The organism is Microbulbifer sp. CNSA002, assembly GCF_047324085.1.
Taxonomy (GTDB): Bacteria; Pseudomonadota; Gammaproteobacteria; order Pseudomonadales; family Cellvibrionaceae; genus Microbulbifer.
In genome coordinates, this window is sequence record NZ_CP172449.1 from 188,031 (window position 1) to 207,572 (window position 19,542).

The 19,542-nt window shown below is 52.1% G+C and carries 18 protein-coding genes, 1 tRNA gene and 1 riboswitch; of the genes, 16 read left to right on the forward strand and 3 right to left on the reverse strand.

Annotated elements, in window-relative coordinates; genetic code table 11:
• Positions 1-71: 71 nt before the first annotated feature.
• A complete protein-coding gene (locus tag ACG1BZ_RS00865) occupies positions 72-1,547 on the reverse strand; it encodes a NarK family nitrate/nitrite MFS transporter (protein WP_413664018.1) in 1,476 nt (491 codons plus the stop codon).
• Positions 1,548-1,950: 403 nt separating this feature from the next.
• Between ACG1BZ_RS00865 and ACG1BZ_RS00870 the strand changes: the two genes are divergently transcribed.
• The 12 genes from ACG1BZ_RS00870 to ACG1BZ_RS00925 all read left to right on the forward strand — a co-directional run bounded on the left by ACG1BZ_RS00870 (position 1,951) and on the right by ACG1BZ_RS00925 (position 12,273).
• Positions 1,951-3,261 (forward strand): MFS transporter, encoded by a 1,311-nt coding sequence (locus ACG1BZ_RS00870; RefSeq protein ID WP_413664019.1) that lies wholly within the window; start codon positions 1,951-1,953, stop codon positions 3,259-3,261.
• Positions 3,262-3,404: 143 nt separating this feature from the next.
• Positions 3,405-4,652, forward strand: coding sequence for an alginate export family protein (locus ACG1BZ_RS00875; RefSeq protein ID WP_413664020.1), 1,248 nt, complete (start codon positions 3,405-3,407; stop codon positions 4,650-4,652).
• Positions 4,653-4,848: 196 nt separating this feature from the next.
• Positions 4,849-4,999, forward strand: a riboswitch (molybdenum cofactor riboswitch).
• Positions 4,988-5,965 carry a GTP 3',8-cyclase MoaA gene (moaA, locus tag ACG1BZ_RS00880; RefSeq protein ID WP_413664021.1) on the forward strand — a complete coding sequence of 326 codons (978 nt, stop codon included), beginning with the start codon at positions 4,988-4,990 and terminating at the stop codon, positions 5,963-5,965. Its footprint overlaps the riboswitch before it by 12 nt.
• A 4-nt stretch (positions 5,966-5,969) precedes the next feature.
• Positions 5,970-6,569, forward strand: a complete 600-nt coding sequence (locus tag ACG1BZ_RS00885; protein WP_413664022.1) for a molybdenum cofactor guanylyltransferase — start codon at positions 5,970-5,972, stop codon at positions 6,567-6,569.
• 2 nt (positions 6,570-6,571) lie between these two features.
• The gene (gene moaB / locus ACG1BZ_RS00890; protein WP_108731355.1) at positions 6,572-7,114 is read left to right on the forward strand and encodes a molybdenum cofactor biosynthesis protein B; all 543 of its coding nucleotides are present in this window, start codon (positions 6,572-6,574) and stop codon (positions 7,112-7,114) included.
• Positions 7,115-7,117: 3 nt separating this feature from the next.
• Complete coding sequence (moaC, locus tag ACG1BZ_RS00895; RefSeq protein ID WP_413664023.1) at positions 7,118-7,609, forward strand: cyclic pyranopterin monophosphate synthase MoaC; 492 nt, start codon at positions 7,118-7,120, stop codon at positions 7,607-7,609.
• A 21-nt stretch (positions 7,610-7,630) separates the two neighbouring features.
• Positions 7,631-7,876: a molybdopterin converting factor subunit 1 gene (gene moaD / locus ACG1BZ_RS00900; protein WP_413664024.1), complete on the forward strand. Its 246-nt coding sequence runs from the start codon at positions 7,631-7,633 to the stop codon at positions 7,874-7,876.
• A gap of 10 nt (positions 7,877-7,886) precedes the next feature.
• On the forward strand, positions 7,887-8,366 hold the full coding sequence (moaE, locus tag ACG1BZ_RS00905) for a molybdopterin synthase catalytic subunit MoaE (RefSeq protein WP_413665823.1): 480 nt from the start codon (positions 7,887-7,889) through the stop codon (positions 8,364-8,366).
• A complete protein-coding gene (gene modA / locus ACG1BZ_RS00910; protein ID WP_413664025.1) occupies positions 8,351-9,133 on the forward strand; it encodes a molybdate ABC transporter substrate-binding protein in 783 nt (260 codons plus the stop codon). The genes moaE and modA overlap by 16 nt, the downstream gene beginning before the upstream one ends.
• Positions 9,130-9,852: a molybdate ABC transporter permease subunit gene (modB, locus tag ACG1BZ_RS00915; protein ID WP_413664026.1), complete on the forward strand. Its 723-nt coding sequence runs from the start codon at positions 9,130-9,132 to the stop codon at positions 9,850-9,852. Before modA ends, modB begins: the two co-directional genes overlap by 4 nt.
• Positions 9,852-10,970: an ATP-binding cassette domain-containing protein gene (locus ACG1BZ_RS00920; protein ID WP_413664027.1), complete on the forward strand. Its 1,119-nt coding sequence runs from the start codon at positions 9,852-9,854 to the stop codon at positions 10,968-10,970. The genes modB and ACG1BZ_RS00920 overlap by 1 nt, the downstream gene beginning before the upstream one ends.
• 100 nt (positions 10,971-11,070) lie before the next feature.
• Positions 11,071-12,273 carry a hypothetical protein gene (locus ACG1BZ_RS00925; protein ID WP_413664028.1) on the forward strand — a complete coding sequence of 401 codons (1,203 nt, stop codon included), beginning with the start codon at positions 11,071-11,073 and terminating at the stop codon, positions 12,271-12,273.
• 54 nt (positions 12,274-12,327) lie between these two features.
• On the opposite strand, the gene ACG1BZ_RS00930 is transcribed toward ACG1BZ_RS00925, so the two are convergent.
• Entirely contained in the window at positions 12,328-13,941 is a 1,614-nt protein-coding gene (locus ACG1BZ_RS00930) for an MFS transporter (protein WP_413664029.1), read from the reverse strand.
• Between the two features lie 198 nt (positions 13,942-14,139).
• Between ACG1BZ_RS00930 and narL the strand changes: the two genes are divergently transcribed.
• Both narL and moeA read left to right on the forward strand, forming a co-directional pair.
• The gene (gene narL, locus ACG1BZ_RS00935; protein WP_108731363.1) at positions 14,140-14,805 is read left to right on the forward strand and encodes a two-component system response regulator NarL; all 666 of its coding nucleotides are present in this window, start codon (positions 14,140-14,142) and stop codon (positions 14,803-14,805) included.
• Positions 14,806-14,846: 41 nt separating this feature from the next.
• Entirely contained in the window at positions 14,847-16,088 is a 1,242-nt protein-coding gene (gene moeA, locus ACG1BZ_RS00940) for a molybdopterin molybdotransferase MoeA (protein ID WP_413664030.1), read from the forward strand.
• Between the two features lie 478 nt (positions 16,089-16,566).
• On the opposite strand, the gene ACG1BZ_RS00945 is transcribed toward moeA, so the two are convergent.
• A tRNA-Arg gene (locus ACG1BZ_RS00945) sits at positions 16,567-16,643 on the reverse strand.
• 191 nt (positions 16,644-16,834) lie between these two features.
• Here ACG1BZ_RS00945 and ACG1BZ_RS00950 point away from each other — a divergent pair.
• Together ACG1BZ_RS00950 and ACG1BZ_RS00955 are read left to right on the forward strand one after the other, a co-directional pair.
• A complete protein-coding gene (locus tag ACG1BZ_RS00950) occupies positions 16,835-17,257 on the forward strand; it encodes a c-type cytochrome (protein ID WP_413665824.1) in 423 nt (140 codons plus the stop codon).
• Between the two features lie 313 nt (positions 17,258-17,570).
• Positions 17,571-19,514, forward strand: coding sequence for a hypothetical protein (locus tag ACG1BZ_RS00955; RefSeq protein ID WP_413664031.1), 1,944 nt, complete (start codon positions 17,571-17,573; stop codon positions 19,512-19,514).
• Positions 19,515-19,542 lie beyond the last annotated feature (28 nt).

Consider the following 19,542-nt stretch of genomic DNA (forward strand, 5'->3'; position numbering starts at 1 on the left):
GACCAACGGCGAAAAACAAAGAAGGGCCATTGGCCCTCCTTTGCGTTAGTTGCTTGATAACTGCTTTACGATCACTCCACGCTGATCAGCTGCACCGTGCCATCCGGTAGCACTTCGGCGATATTGCCTTTGGGCTCCTCCAGGAACAGGCAGGCGAAGAAGATCACCGCTGCTGCGCCGCAGATAATCAGGAAGAACTGGCTGTAGCTGACATAAGACAGGGCGGTAAGGAAAGTAACCGCACCCACGTTGCCGTAGGCTCCGGCCATACCGGCGATCTGCCCGGTCATGCGGCGCTTCACCAGGGGTACGACAGCGAATACGGCACCTTCACCGGCCTGCACAAAAAAAGAGCAGCACATGGTGGCCACTACCGCAGCGGGAATCCACCAGCCGCCGTTGATCTGGCTCAGTACAAAGTAACCCACTGCCAGGCCGCCGATCAGGAACATCAGGCTGCGGCGGCGTCCCAGTTTGTCAGAGAAGTATCCACCGGTTGGGCGAGCCACCAGGTTCATAAAGGCGAAGCCAGAGGCGAGCAGGCCGGCCTTCACCGGGCTCAAACCTTCAAAGGTTTCCAGGAAGAACAGGGGCAGCATAGAAACCACGGCCAGCTCTGAGCCGAAGGTGACGAAGTAGGCCAGGTCGAGGATGGCTACCTGCTTGAAGTTGTATTTCTCCAGCTCGGGCACACCTTCGCGCAGGTGGTCTTTGTTTACATTCCAGATCATGCGGGTCTGGAAGGCGAACAGTACTACCAGCAGTCCCCACATTGCGTAGGTGGCATTCTGGCTCAGCAGGGCTACGCCGCTGGGAGACAGTTTGTAAGCCAGCGCTGCCAGTGCCAGGTACATGGGCACATTCATCAGCAGGTAGAAGTAGAAATCCCGCTTGCTGGTGACTTCCAGGCCGCCGCTCTTTTTCGGTTTGAAGTAAGTGGAACCTTTAGGAGTGTTGCGGGCAACGCGGTAGTAGATGATGCCGTACAGGCCGGCGATGATGCCGGTGAGGCCCAGGGCATAGCGCCAGCCGTCTTCACCGCCGAACAGCAGGGCGATGGTGGGTAGGGTCATGGCACCGGCAGCAGAACCGAAATTCCCCCAGCCGCCGTAAACACCTTCTGCCAGGCCGACTTGTTTGGCTGGGAACCATTCACCCACCATGCGGATACCAATTACAAAGCCGGCACCCACAAATCCCAGCAGGAAGCGGAACAGGGCCAGGGATTCATAACTGTCTGCGGTGGCAAAGCCCAAACAGATTAAAGATGAGGTCATCAGCAGCCCGCTGTACACCAGGCGCGGCCCCAATTTATCCACCAGCATACCGATAATGATACGGGCGGGGATGGTGAGTGCCACGTTGAGGATTAACAGGGCTTTTACTTGCTGGCTGGTGAGGTCGAACGCTTCCTTGATAAAGACCATCAGCGGAGCGTGGGAGAACCACACCACGAAAGTCAGGAAAAACGCAAACCAAGTAACGTGCAGCGTCTTTATTTTGGGATCGCCCCAATTAAATAAATTGAGGCCGCTGGATTGACTCATGACTATTTTCTCCGGCTTCTCAGAAATTTTTAGAGGTGGATAGGGTCATGACCGATAGTATTTGAGCAGCGCCAGAGGGAAAGCGCGCAAAAGGGGTAAGTGGAAGGGAAATCGATTTGTAGTTGGAAGGGAGTAACCCCTTGGGGTTAGTCGCTCGGAGTGGGTAGGGATGGTTTTTAGTGCGTTTCTACCCCAGTGGAGGTAGTTGGTGGAAATTGATAATGATTAAAAAGGGTTTTTGGGAGTAATTGTCGCTAGCCGATTTTTTGTGCATCTTGCCAGTAGCTTGCCTCTGTAGATTTCTCGCCCCCGCTGTATTTCTGTGATCACTTATCTGGGGCGCGGGCTCAATGCGGTGCATAACCGGGGTGGCAATTAATTTTCGACAGCCAATATTTTGGAGATGCCTGCCGTGCAATATACACAGCAACTCGCCGGGCGCGCGCTGATATTTGCCTCGGCCATGTTCGCCGCTAACTTTTCTGTTTGGACGCTCTACGCGGTATTGGGGGTAGAGATTCGCGGGCAACTGGATCTGTCTGCAACTGAATACGGGGTTCTACTGGCTGCGCCGATTTTGAGTGGGGCGCTGTTGCGTTTTCCGGTGGGATTACTGGTGGAATATTTTTCTGCGAAAAAGCTGATTTTATTGCAGATGCTGTTGTTGTTGCCGGTGCTCTTTTTGTTGCCCTTTATCGATAGCTACGGGGCCCATTTGCTGGCGGGGTTGTGGCTGGGTATTTCCGGGGTGTCTTTTGTTTTGGGGATTCGCTATATCAGCCCGTGGTTCGAAAGAGGGCGGCAGGGTACTGCGATGGGCATTTTTGGTGCAGGAAATGCAGGAGCTGCAATTACCTTGGCATTGGCTCCAGCCATTCAAAATTGGTTTGGCCGCGAGTGGATAGGGCCGGCTTATGGAGCCGGGATTATCCTGATGATGGTTTTATTCGAATTTTTTGCACCAGAGGAAACCCGCTATATGCGCAGCCGCGGAAAACCGGATCTGCGCAGTCATTTAAAGCCGCTAACGCAAATCCGGGTTTGGCGTTATGGGCTCTACTATTACTTTGTTTTTGGCAGTTTTCTCGCGCTTTTATTGTGGTTGCCGAATTACTATCTGTCGGTATACCAAGTCAGTACACCGGTAGCAATGGCACTCACCCTGCTGTTTGTGGCCCTTTCCAGTTCACTGCGCGCTTTAGGGGGTTGGTTTGCCGATCGCTACGGTGCGCGCACCGTCAATTGGAGTGTTTTCTGGACCTGCCTGGTCTGTCTTTTCTTCCTCAGTTATCCGCCCACCAGCATGACCATTCACGGGGTGGAACGGGATGTGCATTTAAATATTGAAGTGGGTATTGAGCTGTTCACTTTACTGCTACTGGTTATCGGTATCGCCCAGGGATTTGGCCGCGCGTCTGTTTACAAAGCGCTGCACGATAATTTCCCCGCGCATATGGGGAGTGTTGGCGGTACCGTAGCCACTATTGGTGCCCTCGGTGGTTTTACCCTGCCTGTTCTTTTTGGTATCGCTCAGGACTTAGTAGGTATCCACAGTGCGGCCTTTATGCTGCTCTACGGTGTGCTCGCTATTTGTATGTTGGTTATGTATTTGGCGATTCAAAGAGAAAATTATATGCAGCGTTTACAGTACGCACAGCAAAATAATTTCCTGCTTGAGGAAACCAGCGAAACCGAGGCTTTGCCGGATAGGTAGTGCCCACTACCAATAAGGGATTACGCCTGAGTAAAGGCTAGGGAGTAAAGATTAATTAAGCAGGAAAAAATATATGGTTTCAGTCGAGTCTGAAAAATTGTAATTTGTCACTGTTCACTCCGTTGTTGCAAAGGAAAAGCGTCATGACCGTTTCCAAATTCCCAAAAATTCTCGGTGCCTTACTGTTGGGGGCATGCAGCACTGTTGCATTGCAGGCCGCTGCGCAGGAAAGTGAAAATGCCACTCTGGTGGATGCGTTGAAATCTGGTGAAGTCGGATTGAATCTGCGTTACCGAGTAGAAGTTGTCGATCAAGATATCTTAGTTGACGATACTGTCGATCAGTATGATATGGAAGAGGAAGCTGTTGCATCCACGTTAAGAACCCGCCTCAACTGGCGCAGTGGCAGCTACCGTGGCTTTACCGGCTTCCTGGAAATGGATGATGTTACTGCGATTGGTAATGACAGTTACAACTCCACCACCAATGGCAATATCGACCGCCCGGTGGTGGTTGATCCAGAAGGAACTGAAATTAACCAGGCCTATATTCGCTATAGCGGTGGGAACTCCATAATTACCGCAGGTCGCCAGCGTATAAATCTGGATGGACAGCGATTTGTCGGCGGTGTTGGCTGGAGACAAAACGAGCAGACCTACGATGGTGTTCGTTATCAGTACGGCAGTGCCGATAGCTTCCAGTTGGATTACAGCTATGTGTACAACGTTAACCGTATTTTTGGTGAAGACAGTTCCAATTCCGATATGGGCGGTGATATCCAACTGCTACACGCGATTTATCCAGTAGCTGAAAATCACAAAGTCAGCGCTTTTGTTTACAATCTGGATTTGGAAGATTCTGTCAATAATTCCAGCCGCACTTATGGAATAGATTACAAAGGTAAATTTGGTCCGGTAAAAACCAACCTCAGTTATGCCCACCAGTCTGAAATTGGTGATAGTAATCTGGACTATAGCGCTAATTACTATTTGGCGGAGCTGGGGGCCGACTTGGGTCCGGTTGCGACAAAACTTGGTTATGAAGTTTTGGGTTCCGATAATGGCGTTGGTTTTAAAACCCCGCTGGCAACCCTGCACAAATTCCAGGGCTTTGCCGACAAATTCCTGGCAACCCCCGCTGACGGTATCGAAGATTTATATGTTGGCGGCTCTATTAAACTTGCCGGCGGCAACCTGGGCTTGACCTATCACAACTTTGAGGCAGCTGAAGGCTCTACAAGTTACGGGGACGAGTGGAACTTGAGCTACGGATACAAACTCACCAAGGATATTTCCGCCCTGGTTAAGTACGCCGCGTTTGATGCCGATGATGACTCCACAGGGCTTACTAACACCGATAAGCTCTGGGTTATGGTAACCGCTAATTTCTAAGCGGCTGAAAGAACTCCTTAGCGAGGCCCCCGGCTTTGGCCGGGGTTTTCCCCGCACCTTGAACCTGTTTTTATAATTTATAAATTTTAATCGACTGAAGCTCCACGTTTTGATGTCTCCTTGAGGAGCATCAGTTCGAGCACCAAGGGAGTACCACCTTTGCCCCAAGCATAAATTAACCAGCTTGATACACTGACATCAGTTTAAACACCGAGTCCCGCTACCTAAACCGCGTCGTTTTTTATTGACGTTGCAAGGTGCCGGGACCGTGGCCGTACCGGCCACCAGGGTCTAGCGGGAAACTGCGCGGCCTCCCGACATTGGAAAGGCGTTTAATGTTACAAGACAATTTTGGCCGTAGGTTTTACTACCTGCGCCTGTCCGTGACGGACATCTGCAACTACCGCTGCAACTATTGCCTGCCTGAGGGCATCGGTTGCGGACGTTCCCTGGAAGGGGAAAATCCTCTCTCAGTCGCTGAGGTGGGCACATTAGTGCGCGCTTTTGCTTCACTGGGTACGGAAAAGGTACGCCTTACCGGCGGAGAGCCCTCCCTGCGCAAAGACCTGGTGCCGCTGCTCGAAGCCGTGCGCGCTAGCGATAAGATTCGCCGCTTAGCCATCACCACCAATGGTTACCGCCTGCCCAGTCAGATAGACGACTGGCACCGCGCGGGCTTGGATCAGGTGAATGTCAGTATCGACAGCCTCGACCCGGCTCAATTCCACCATATCACCGGCCATAATCGCCTGGATAAAGCCTTAGCAGGCCTGGATCGCGCCCTGGCCTTGGGTATCGATACCAAGGTCAACGCAGTGCTGATGCGCCAGTACAACCTGGCGGAGCTGGATAACTTCCTCGCCTGGGTTCGCGAGACTCCGGTGACCCTGCGTTTTATTGAATTGATGCGCACCGGCGATAACCGCGAGTTCTTCGCCAGCAACCATGTCTCCGGTGGCGATATAGAAACCCTGCTGCTGCGGGAAGGCTGGGAGCAGGTTATCCGCACCCGCGATGCCGGTCCGGCGCGGGAGTATTTCCACCCGGATTACGCCGGTCGTATCGGCCTGATTACCCCTTACGGCAAGGACTTCTGTGCAAGCTGCAACCGCCTGCGGGTATCGGCCCAGGGCAAGTTGCACCTATGCCTGTTCGCCGACCAGGGCTTTGATATGCGCGAAATCATCGCCGATGGCGATAGCGAGGCGCTGGCAGCTCATATCCGCGAGTTGATTGTGGATAAGACCGCAGGCCACCAGTTGCATGAAGGTTTTACCGGCGCTACCCGCAATCTGGCGATGCTGGGGGGCTAGGGTTATGGCCAGGGCTATTGTTAGTAAATCGACAATTGGTGTGGTGCTGGCCGGCGGCCGCTCCAGCCGGATGGGCCGAGACAAGGCCCTGCTGGCCCACCCCCAACAGGGCAATTTCTTGCAGCATGCTGAGGCATTGCTGAGTGGGCTTCCGCTGGAAAAAGTCGTCACCAGCGGCGCCCGCCCCGGAGCGATTGAAGACCTGGTGCCAGAGCGGGGCCCTCTGGGCGGCCTTTATTCGGTAGCCCTGGCAACCGGTGCTGATGCTGCCCTGGTGATCCCGGTAGATATGCCCCTGCTCGGGCGGAAGCACCTCGCAGAGTTATTGGCTGAAGGGCAGACAAGTGGCCGGCCCTGTTATTTTGAAAACTTCTTTTTTCCCCTGTGGCTGCCTTTAAATGGCGACTGCCTGGATTATTTGCGCCGTGCCGTTGAGGGCAGTGCGCGCAATTCTGTCGGCGCGTTGCTGCGTCACCTGGGGGCCAAATCCATACCCATAAAAAGTGCTGGCGATTGGCATCGCAATATCAATACGCCGGCAGATTATCTCGGCTTGAGTACGCCGGATAAAACTCCAGAAAACAGTTTTTTGAGAGACCACTGATTATGTCCGCACACGCTAGCAAAGAATTTGTACCGCTCAATATCGCGGTACTTACCGTATCCGATACCCGCAACGAGCAGACTGATACCTCTGGCCAGTATCTGGTGGAAGCCCTCAAAACTGCCGGCCATCAGCTCGCAGATAAGCGCATTACCCCGGACGATGTTTACCAGATGCGCGCGGTGGTCTCCGCCTGGATTGCCGACCCGAAAGTGCAGGTGGTATTGGTGACCGGTGGTACTGGTTTTACCGATCGCGACTCCACGCCGGAGGCCCTGAGCCCGCTGTTCGATAAAACCGTCGACGGCTTCGGCGAGCTGTTCCGCCATATTTCCCTTGGGGATATCGGCAGCTCCACCGTGCAATCCCGCGCGCTCGCCGGCCTGGCTAATCGCACACTGATATGTTGTATGCCTGGTTCCACCGGAGCCTGCCGCACGGCTTGGGAAGGCATATTGCTGGAGCAACTGGATGCCCGCCACAAGCCCTGTAACTTTATCCCTCATGTGCGCTTTGCCAGCGCGCCCTGCGAGAGCCGGGGGTAATTTGTGAGCCAATTAACCCATTTAAACCAGCGCGGCGAAGCCAGCATGGTGGATGTTACCGAGAAGGACATCACTGACCGCAGTGCCCTGGCCGAGAGTAGTATCAGTATGAGTGCCGAGGCTTTTGCACTGCTGAGCCAAGGGGCGCACAAAAAAGGCGATGTGCTTTCTGTAGCTCGTATCGCCGGCATCCAGGCCGCGAAGAAAACCTCGGATTTAATTCCCCTGTGCCATCCGCTGGCGTTGACCAAAGTAGCGGTGGATTTCGAATTACAGCCGGAAAAGCACAGTGTGCATATCACCGCTTTCTGCCGCCTGGCCGGGCGCACCGGAGTAGAGATGGAAGCGTTAACCGCAGCTTCGGTAGTGGCGCTGACCATTTACGATATGTGCAAAGCCGTGGACCCGGCGATGGAAATCGGTCCGACCCGCCTGCTGCAAAAAACCGGCGGTAAGCGCGGCCACTGGCGCGGCGATGCTGCGGACAAGGCGTAAAAATTTCAGAGGTGTAAAGCGATGGTAAAGGTTCTGTTTTTCGCGCGTCTGCGCCAGCAATTGGGCATGGGCGAGATTACCCTGAAGGATTTTTCCGGCAGTCTCAGCGAGTTGCGCAAAACCCTCTGTGAACAGCACCCGGATTGGAGCTCGCATCTGCAAAGAGACGATATTCGTATGGCCCTGAACCAGGAGCTGGCAGAAACCGGAGCCCAGGTGAAGGCTGGGGATGAAGTTGCATTTTTCCCGCCGGTTACCGGCGGTTAGTGGTGCCAATATGACAGCTGTTGATCGTATTGAAGTCTGTGAAACGCCCCTCGACGTAGCGGCTGAATATACTGCGCTGCAAGGCAACAGTGGTGATGGTGCCTGCGCCCTGTTTGTGGGTTCGGTGCGGGACTTCAATGCCGGTAGTGATGTCTGCGGCCTGGCCCTGGAACACTATCCGGGTATGACCGAAAAAAGCCTGCAACGGATTATCAATGATGCCCGCGATCGCTGGTCCCTGGGTCGTGTGGCTATCGTCCACCGTGTTGGCCCCATGCAGATCAACGATGAGATTGTTTTTGTCGGTGTTACCAGCCCCCACCGTCAAGCTGCCTTTGCCGCCTGCCAATACATCATGGATCGCCTCAAAACTGAGGCGCCTTTCTGGAAGCGCGAAGCGGTAGCAGATAAATCCGGTAAGCCTTCAGAGCGCTGGGTCGCAGCTCGGGCCAGCGATGCTGCGGAGATGGAAAAGTGGTCCGCCGGCTGAGCCTGCTGCTATCCGCTTTACTGGTGGCCATCGTGCTGCCGGTTAATGCGGATAACTGCACCTTGCGGGTGGCCGTAGCGGCCAGCTTCCGACCGGCACTGGAAGAGGTACTACCGGAATTTGAGCGTCGCCATGCCTGTGTGGTGCAAATCAGTAGCGGCAGCTCCGGGGTGCTCTACCAACAAATAGCGCACCGCGCGCCCTTCGATTTATTCCTGTCTGCGGATCGTGAGCGACCTGAACTGTTGGAAAAGCAGGGTGGGGCACTGGCCAACAGTCGTCAGACTTACGCCCTGGGTTTACTGGCTCTCTGGCACCCAAAATCGGAATCGAATATCGAGCAGTTACTGCAAACCTGGCCCGATAAAATTGTATTAGCCGATCCGAAAGTAGCGCCGTTCGGCAGTGCCGCACGGCAAGCGCTGCAAAGCCTGGATTTGTGGAAGAAAAAACAAACTCAATTGGCCCGGGCCCACAATGCAGGCCAAGCCTATTTAATGCTGGATTCCGGCAATGCGCAGCTGGGCTTTGTCGCCGCCAGCCAGATGCAAGCAGCCGGCCGCGACAACTACTGGTTGCTGCCGCAGCATTTGTACAAACCCATTGAACAGCAGCTGCTGATTCCCACCCAGAGTCGTCGACCTAAAGAGGCACAATCCCTCGCTAACTATTTGCGTTCAGGGGAAGTGCAGGCGCAGTTATACCACTTGGGTTACGGTGTTTTGCCAACTCAAGATCGAAGTAGAGATGGAGGGAGTGGCTTATGAATATCGCCACTGCCGACTGGCAGGCCTTGTGGCTAACTTTAAAATTGGCCGGATTAACCACCTTACTCCTGTTTATTATCGGTGTTCCCCTGGCCTGGAAATTGAGCCAATGGCAGAGTCGCTGGCGCCACGGTATCGAGGTATTAATTACCCTGCCGCTGGTACTGCCACCCACGGTGTTGGGTTTTTATTTACTGCTTTTATTTTCCCCCAACTATGCCCCCGGGCAGTGGCTGTCACAACTTTTTGATGGCCCTTTGGTGTTTTCCTTCACCGGCCTGGTGTTTGCGTCAGTGATTTATTCCCTGCCGTTTATGGTACAGCCGCTATTGGCAGCGTTTAATGCCAATGGCCAGCGTTTGACCCAGGCTGCCGCAGCACTGGGTATACCGCCCTGGGCGGCATTATTAAAAGTTCTTTTGCCGGCGAGTCGCGCCGCTATTGTGAGTGCCTGCGCTTTAACGTTTGCCCATACCCTAGGTGAGTTCGGGGTAGTGCTGATGATTGGTGGCGCTATTCCCGGTGAGACCCAGGTGGTTTCTATCGCTCTTTATCAGCATGTGGAGGCGATGGAATACGGTGCGGCGCACCGGCTGGCTTTGATGTTGATGGGGATTACTACCGTACTGCTACTCGCTGCCCGTTGGCTGGGACATAGTTTGGCCCCGCGCGGATCAAACAACGAGCAGGCTAAACCGGTAATGGGGGTGCTGGGCTAATGGAAATAACCTTACCCCTTTTCGGTACTGCGTCTACCACTTCTGATTCCACCGGATTGAGTGTTACAGGGCTAGAGACTCCGCTTAACGCTGCGACTCCCTGGCAATTAGAGCTGCCTGCCTCTGGGATTTTCGGCCTTACCGGCCCCTCCGGCAGTGGCAAGAGCACATTACTGGCTGCTTTGGCTGGCCAGCGCCACTGCCGTGGCAATATCACTTTTGCCAATACGGTTTGGCAGCGCGGACGCCGCGCCCTGGCCACCCATAAAAGAACGCTTTCTTTAGGCTTTCAGGACAGCCGCTTATTTGCCGGCCAGTCGGTGGCAGATAACCTGGCACTAGCCCGCCGTTACAGCCGCAGGCCACTACCCGAGGAAGAGTGTGATCGGCTGTTAAAGGCTTTTGGTATTGAACCGCTACTCCATCAGCCGGTGGAGCTATTGTCTGGTGGAGAAGCCCAGCGAGTGGCTGTATTACGCCAGCTTTTTAACAACGCGCCGCTGCAATTATTTGATGAGCCGCTTTCAGCGGTTGACCGCGCCCAAGTGCTGCGGCGCCTATTGCCGACCCTACGGGATTTCTGGGCTCGATATCCGGCGCTGGTAATCTGGACCAGTCACGACTTTGATGAAATCCAGCTACTGGCCCAGCGCTGTTTGTGGATGGATTCTGCCAATTTATCCGCACCACTTTCTTTACCTGAAGTTGCCCAGCGCCTGGATAGCCACGGCGTAGGGGATAGCTGTCGCAGCCGGATTGAAGCGCGAGTGGAATCCCTAAACGATGGTCTGCTGACTTTGGATTTGGGGGGGATTTCTATCTTTGCAGATAGGGTGGCAGGCCATTATCGCAAAGGCGATACCGCAGCTTTTCTGCTGGAAGCTGGAGATATTAGCCTCAGTGTAGAGAAGCCGGGCTTGTCCAGTATCCTCAATTGCCTGCCGGTAACTTTAGTTGCTAAGCAGAACCTTACCGACGGCCGCATTCGTTTACAGTTAGCCGCTGCTGATCAGGTGTTCTACGCAGATATTTCCCGTCTCTCCTGCGAGCGCCTAGAACTGCGTGAAGGCACTACCTACTTTGCCCAGTTTAAGGCCGGTAGTCTTGCTGGTTTGTAAGTAGTTCCAGGGCAATTTCTGAAAGTGCATTTCTTCGATCCCTAAAACCCCAGCAATTTTTTTGCTAAGTTTGAATATCAGCTAACTGAGTGGTGCTCCTATGGGCGTTGTGTTGGGAATTTCTCTCTTTAACGAGGGCGATAAGTTTTACCGGGAAAAAGCACAGGTCGAGGGCTTACCTGTAGCGAAAGCTGTGACCATTGAGGATCTACACCCAGTACTTACTCGCTGCATAGACGAAGGCGGGCACAACTATCGAGTAAGCCGCCTGGAATCGGGTGAGCTGGAAATTGCCGAGCTACTTGAGGATTGCGAGCCCTACCGGATCGATGCTTTCCGCTATCAGCTTCGCCGAAAGGGTGACGCTATCGTTATCCGCTCTACTTACAAAGACGATGCCTTGTACTTTCATCTGGCTTGCCGCGCAGCCAGTGGGCAGAGAGTTAAGATAGATTTCCACGGCGAGCACCCGTTTTATAACTATGACTCAATAGCGGAATACCAGGGTGGTGGTAACTATCATCTGGCTAATCTCTTCGACCTTCAATATCTGCCCGGTTATATCGAAGAGCACTGCCGGCGATTTATTCACTGCCCGGAGTACTGGTCCTTTACCTTTTTTATCCCGTATTTGGGCAAGGTAGAGCTGAATAACCACACTTCCGATCCAGAACAGCCTCTCTACCACCTCGATTTCTATTGCCCGGAGCGCAAGCTAAAAATCTTCCAGTCGGCGCTTGAGAGAGAAGGCTCTTACTATTTTCGCGACGCTATTTCGGCAGAAAAGCTGGTGCAATTGCTTGAAGATATGGCGACAGAACTGCTGCCAGAGCTGCAAGAAGCGGGTGTTATGTCCTGCTTGAGCTGTTTTGAAGCTATCCATCAAGCCTACAGTGAAATTGAGAGCACCATTGAGACGGATGACAGTCTTGCCTCAGTTGCGGAGGATCTTATTGGGTACCAACAGAGTATCTGCGGCAGACCTGTCCAATACGAAGTCACTGAAAATGCAGATGGATCTATTACTGTGCAGGCCTACTATTTTCAGCCGCCCATAGGTTACAACTATACGATTAGTGCTGAGGATATCGCAGGGTGCCATATCTATCTGGATAAGCTGCACGATTTAGATTTTTATGAGCAGATGTGTATGGCTATTGCCAGGCATCTATGCCCGACGATGCCGACCGTTGAAGACTTGGATGAAGTGACGATCTACTATCGCAGGGATACCGATAGACAGCTGATTTCCAGCCTGCTTGAAGGTTCGGATATAACGCCGATATTTATTCAGGTGAAATAAAAAAGGGGAGGTTAAACCTCCCCGCAACAGCGGTTTCCCGCCCGTGAGACCAAATTATGGATTGTAGAATTCGCCGTTCTTGCGCAGGTAGAACCAGTAGTTAACCACCAGGCAAACCGCGTAGAAGATAGCAATGCCTGCCAGAGCGTATTCCGGGGTGGTGGCTTTGATCTGCTCGCCGAAGACCTTGGGAATATAGAAGGCACCGTAGGCGGCAACTGCTGAAGTCCATCCCAATACCGGGCCTGCCTGCTCTTTCGGGAACACCATGGCGATGGTGCGGAAGGTAGAGCCATTGCCGATACCGGTAGCGGCGAACAGCACCAGGAACAGCAGGAAGAAGGGCAGGAAGAACTCTTCCGGAGTGGCTGAGCCGTAGGCGGCCTTCATGTAGTAAGCCACACCCAGGGCACTACCCACCATGATTGCAGCACAGATTTGGGTAACCAGGGCTCCGCCGATGCGGTCGGAGATCCAACCACCCACCGGGCGAATCAGGGCGCCGATAAATGGACCCATCCAGGCGTACATCAGGGCGCTGGGGCCATTGTTGTTGATGGTATCGTGAGTCATAACCCCATCCACCATCACGTGGCTGTATCCGAAGATCACCTTGATAGCCAGGGGGAAGGCCGCAGCGAAACCGATAAAGCTGCCGAAGGTCATGGTGTAAATGACACTCATCACCCAAGTGTGCTTGTTGTTGAAGATACGGTACTGACGCTGCAAGCTGGTTTTGATCTCACCGGGCAGCAGCTTCAAGCCGAACACGGTAGCGGTGATTACCAGCACCAGCACGATTTCCTTGGGCACGCCCCAGCCTGAACCATTGGCCGCTTCGGGAAGCAACAGCCACAGACCTGTGATTGCGGTGAAGAGGCCGATTCCCAGCATCATGGTCATCTTCAACATCGCGCCGATAGAGCTGCCCACATCCGGGGTGACTTCGTCGGTGCGCAGGTTGTTCATACCGAACCAACCGACAAAGGCCAGTGGAATCAGGAACAGCAGCCATACAAAACCAGCATTTTGAATCCACGCTTCAGAACCAGCTGGTACTTTGCCAATCAGGGAGCCAGAGCTGCTAACCAGGGTCATGGGGTCGCCGCCGGCAGCGCCGAAGGCACCGAAGGTCATAAACAGCGGTACCAGGATCTGCATGGTGGTAACACCGAAGTTACCCAAGCCCGCATTCAGGCCAAGCGCCAACCCTTGTTTTTCCTTGGGGAAAAAGAAGCTGATATTGGACATGGAAGAGGCGAAGTTACCACCGCCAATACCAGACAGCAGAGCCAGCAGCTGGAATACCCACAATGGGGTCTCAGGATTTTGCAAGGCGATACCCGTGCCCAGGGCAGGGACCATCAATAGGGCTGTGGTAAAGACAATGGTGTTGCGTCCACCGAACAATCGAATAAAGAAACTACTGGGTATTCGAAGAGTAGCGCCGGTGAGGCCGGCAATTGCCATCAGGGTAAATAGATCGGCTTTGGCAATGGGGAAGCCAAGGTTGAGCATTTGAACGGTAATAATGCCCCAGTAGAGCCACACGGCGAAGCCGCACAGCAAACTGGGAATGGATATCCACAAATTCCGGTTTGCGATTTTTTTGCCCTTGGACTGCCAGAACTTGCTGTCCTCTGGGGCCCACTCGTAGATGTCAGACACGGCGGCCACTCCTCCTCGAAATGATTCGTCCGGCCACTATGGGCCGGGGCTTATCCCTGCTCAATTACCAACAGTAAGTAACCCCTTTGCCCCCGCGCGTAATAGCTACCCATTTGGGGGTAAGCGCAGGCACTGAGCCCTGTGTTAAAGTCACTGTTCAGAATTAGTACAACTTACAGCAATGAAGCAGGACACCCCATGACTTCTTCTGCCACGGTAATGATGGTTGATGACCATCCTCTGTTTCGTAAAGGTCTCAAGCAATTGTTTGCTATGGAGCCCAGCCTGGAGTTGGTAGCCGAGGCAAGTAGCGGGGAGGAAGCGCTGGAGCTGGCCAAACAGCACGAGCCGGACCTTATTCTATTGGACCTGAATATGCGCGGTATGGACGGGCTGGATACCCTGCGGGCAATGCGTGCAGCCGATGTAGCCTCACGTATCGTGATACTCACCGTTTCCGATAACAACGCGGACGTAGTTTCCTGTATTCGTGCCGGTGCCGATGGTTACCTGCTCAAGGATATGGAGCCGGAAGATATTCTCGATCAGGTTATCCAGGCCACACACGGCAAGCTCGCTATCAGCCAGCGCCTTACCGAGATCCTCGCCTCCGCCCTGCGCAAACCGGACAATTCCGGTGCGGATACCCTGTCGACGCTTACCAGTCGCGAATACCAGATCTTGCAATTGATCGCCGATGGCCTCAGTAACAAGTTAATCGCCCGTGAATTGGATATCAGTGATGCCACTGTAAAGGTTCACGTTAAACACTTATTGAAAAAGTTGGGCATGCGCTCCCGCGTAGAAGCTGCTGTGTGGATGGTTAATCAGAAGCGACCGGAATCCCAAAACCGCAGCCACTAATTTGTCCCAACCGCAAAGGAATGAAGTAAGAGATATTGTCCATGCCCACTATCGACTGCTGTAGCCAACCGGGCCTGATGCCCATCGAAAGCGCCCGCGAGAAACTTCTTGAGGCACTGAGCCCAATCAGTGGCACTGAGACTTTGCCCCTGGCACAAGCCGCCGGTCGAGTATTGGCTGAGGATGTTATCTCCACAGTAAACCTACCGCCCTGCGACAACTCCGCAATGGACGGTTACGCCCTGCGCTTTGAAGACCTGGCTAGTGGCTTGCCGCTGGAACTGATCGGCAAATCTTTTGCCGGTGCACCTTTTGATGGTGTGGTGAACCCCGGCACTTGCGTGCGCATTATGACGGGAGCCGCTGTCCCCGCTGGTGCAGATACGGTAGTGATGCAGGAAAATGTCGATGCCCAGGGGGAGTCGATACGAATAAATTGCGAAGTTCGCACTGGCGATCATATTCGCCGCTGCGGTGAAGACGTAGCCGAAGGAGCTAGTCTCCTTAAGGCTGGAGAGCTCATCAGCGTTCCTCATATTGCCCTGCTCGCCGCTGCCGGAGTGGGCGTAGTGAAAGTAGTGCGTAAACCGATAGTCGCACTTTTCTCCACCGGCGATGAATTGCGTCAGCCCGGTGAAGCCCTGGGTAAGGGCGATATCTACGATAGCAACCGCATTGCCCTGTTATCAGCCCTGGACCAGCTGGACCTGGATATTTTGGATTTGGGTATATTGCCCGATAACAAACAGGCTATTACCAATGCCTTGCAGCGTGCTTCCGAAGAGGCCGATGCTATTATCACCTCCGGTGGAGTTTCCGTTGGCGAAGCGGATTACACCCGTGAAGTGTTGGAAGAGCTGGGAGAGATCGGCTTCTGGAAAGTGGCGATGAAGCCCGGCAAACCTTTTGCATTTGGTTTCCTACAGGGAACGCCCTTCTTCGGCCTACCCGGCAACCCAGTTTCCGCCCTGGTAACTTTCTACCAGCTGGCCGTCCCCGCCCTGAGTGTGATGAAAGGCGATCAGTGGACTGGCCCGCAGACCTTACAGGCAAAACTGTTAAAACCGCTGAAGAAAAAGCCGGGCCGTACCGATTTCCAGCGGGGTGTTTATCGCAGTGATGAAAACGGGATATTGGTAGTAGAACCGGTTGGTACCCAGGGGAGCCATATTCTTTCCGGTCTGGCTGCTGCTAACTGCTTTATCGTTTTGGCGCGAGAGAGTGGCAGTGTAGCGGCCGGGGAGCAGGTGGTGATTGAGCCTTTGAGGGTGCCGTTGGGGTAGGGTTTTTTACAGCTGCTTTTGTATTGGGTATGGGCTCGTATAAGCTATATCCAAATTAATTTGATTGAAGTTAGTAAAGGCGGGGAGGGTTTGCTTCGCCCTTTGGGGGTGCTGCTCTGCGGCAGCTTTGCTGCCTCTGAGTTGAACCTGAGTTCGAGCAAAACCTGGGAGTTAGCCATATACAAAGAGGCCCGCATAAGCGGGTGGTGTGCGGGAGGATTAGCTTCGCCCTTTGGGCTCGCTGCTCTACGACAGCTTTGCTGCCTCCGAGTCGAACCTGAGTTCGAACAAAACCCTGGGAGTTAGCCATATACAAAGAGGCCCGCATAAGAGGGTGGTGTGCGGGAGGATTAGCTTCGCCCGTTGGGCTCGCTGCTCTACGGCAGCTTTGCTGCCTCCGAGTCGAACCTGAGTTCGAACAAAACCCTGGGAGTTAGCCATATACAAAAAAGCCCGCTTATGCGGGCTTTTTTGTATATGGCCCGCCCGAGAGGATTCGAACCTCTGACCTTCGCCTCCGGAGGGCGACGCTCTATCCAGCTGAGCTACGGGCGGTTTAATTGGCTATCTGTGCCAATGGGAGGCGGATTATACAGAAGCTGGGGGGCGGGTTAAAGGACATTCTGTTGGCTTATATAGTCTTTGGCAGGTGGCGATGCAGTGCTTATAATGCGCGGCGTAGGAGTTTGCGACGATATTTTGAACGTTTGTGGGCCAACTCACTTCGGTCCTTTTGGGGGAATATGATGAAGCGTATTTTGGGTATTGTGGCGGCATTGGCCGTCAGTGCGGCTACGGCAGTGGCCCAGCAGTCTGTTAATGAAGAAATCGCAGAGCGAATTGCTCCGGCAGGTGAAACCTGCATGAAAGGTGAAGAGTGTGCGGCGGCAGTAGCGGCGGCACCTGAGGGTGCTAGCGGCGGCGCTGCTCGCAGTGGCCAGGATATCTACAACGCAAGCTGCCAGACCTGTCACGCAATGGGTGTTGCCGGTGCGCCAAAATTTGGTGATGCCGCAGCTTGGGCTCCCCGTATTGCCAAGGGCATGGATACTCTTTACAACAATGCCATTAACGGTATCAATGCCATGCCGGCCAAAGGCCTGTGTATGGACTGTAGCGATGACGAGATCAAAGCTGCTGTGAATTACATGGTGGATAACAGCAAGTAAGCTGTTTCTCTGTTGGAAAAAGGCCGCTCATTGAGCGGCCTTTTTTGTATCTAGCCTAAAGAAAACTTGCTTTCAGCCAATTTACTCTTTTTAGTCGGTGATTTTCAGCCACATATTTGACTTTTTAATTAACTTATTAAGTCAAATATAAAGAATAGATTTGTTAGTTGTCATACATGACTATTGGAAAAATTCTTAAAATATAAATGTAATAAGCCGTAATTAGGCGCCATTTCCCTCCAACCCAGCAGAATCTGTATTATCCGCACCTGCTTCTTAAAAAGATGTATATAACAACACAGGGAATTTATATATGAAGCTAGGGAAGTTGCTTTATTTCACTACTCTATCGATTTTATTAGCTGCTTGTAGCGGCGGCGGGGGTAGTGGTGGAAGTGATAGCGATAATGGAGAATTACCTGATACTTCTGGTGGGGGTGGTTCGCAATCAGTACAGTTCACGATTCAAGGCCTAATCGGAGAAAGTATTGATGATGTTGCTACTGTGAGAGTCAAAGTGGGTGACACTGATTACGATGCAACTGTTGATGGAAAAGTCTTTTCTGCAGAAATAATGGATTCAGAGGTTGATGACTTAGTCAGCATAGTTGTTAGTTATCCTGCCAATGAAAATCGTAAAGAAGTTATCCTCAAGTCTTATGTAGGAGATGTTTCACTGGTAGAAGCGCGTGAAAATGACGGATTGGTTTCTGTTGATGAGCTACCGACACTTTATGTAAATGCGATGTCTACCGCTGCAGCTGCTTTTTTAGAAAAAGTTAATGGAGGCGAAATTACTTTATCTACTGAGTTGTTGAATGCATCTCAGGTTTTGCCACAAGAAATGCTGTTAGAAAGTGCTGTTGGGCTTCGTTATGTTATTAGTGGTGGTGAATCGCCACTTTTTTCTCACGATAATACTTATGAATTTATTCAAGATTATCCGGTAGCTGCAAAGGTAGCACTACAGTTGAAAAATACATCTTCTGTAAATGCTGAAAATTATGAAGATCTTCTAGCCCAGCTTTTGAGTGATAGTGAGCAAATTACACCTGTTGAAGGTTATTCTGGAGAAGATGTAATACTTGTTGCAGCAGATCCCCAGATAGAGCGTATTCATGGATTTGTGATGAACTTATCTGGAGAGGAATCGGGTTCAGGGCAGTTTATAGATGATCACTATGATGTTGAAACAATTAATCCGTTAACTTATGTAATTTCCGACAATAAAACGATTTTAGATGTATCTGGCTGGGATCGAAGTGGCTATTTTCCAGAAGAGTGTACGGCGGATGGAAGTTCTTCGGCTAAACTCAATAGTATCCAATTAACAAAATATTACGATGCTGCATTTTATTCAGCGTATAAAATTGATTATGCCTATTCGTGCGAATCACCAGATTTAAATGAGGCAAACGCAGTTAATTTCCAAGCGGGAAATCAGTTTGCCCAAGTAAATATCCAGAGAGCAGGAGATTTGAAGGAAATAGCTTCAGCTGAATTTTCTATTGCTGGCTTTAGAGATCAATCTGGGGATAGCAATTTTTCATACGCAGATTCTTGGCAACCTTCGATCATTACTCCAAATGCAAATGGAACGATTGATCAAAGGTTTGACCTTCTCTCTGGTTATAAAGATGGTGGCGTACTTTCTTTTAATGATGCCGGAAACCTGGTTATAGAAAGTAATCGTGGGGTAAAAGTAGAATACTATACTTTTGGTGCTTACGGAGCTGCTATTCGGACTTTGGGTGTTTTGCGCAGAGCAGATGGTTCTTTAGTTTCGGTTGGAGGCCACTTTGCCACTCCGGTTGTGCGCGGTACTGTTATGCCTGCTCCTTCCGACATATTCAATTACGGTGGTATCTTCGATTTACTGGATTCGGAATTCCCAAGCTATCAGGAACAATTCGGATTACGGTACTTTGCCGATGGAAGTGGTACACACGTTTCCGAAGGGAGTGAAGGAATTACAGAGTCTGGATTTAACCTTTTCAGCTGGTCAGATACAAATATTATGCGTGAACATCGCTATTTTGTAGATCCTACTACCAGTGAAACTTTCAGTTCTTGTCCTGCAGACAATGTTGATTGTGTAGAATGGCGATATCGAGAAGTAGAACCCCTCTTTTTTGATGGTACTTACTACTACCTCCGTGTTTATCAGGAGCTGGACTACTGTAAATTAAGTGGTATTGATTCATGTAAAGAAGCCTCGGGCTATATCGATCGCTGGACCTTGTCAGCAATCCAGTAATTGATTGATACATATAATAAAGGCCGCT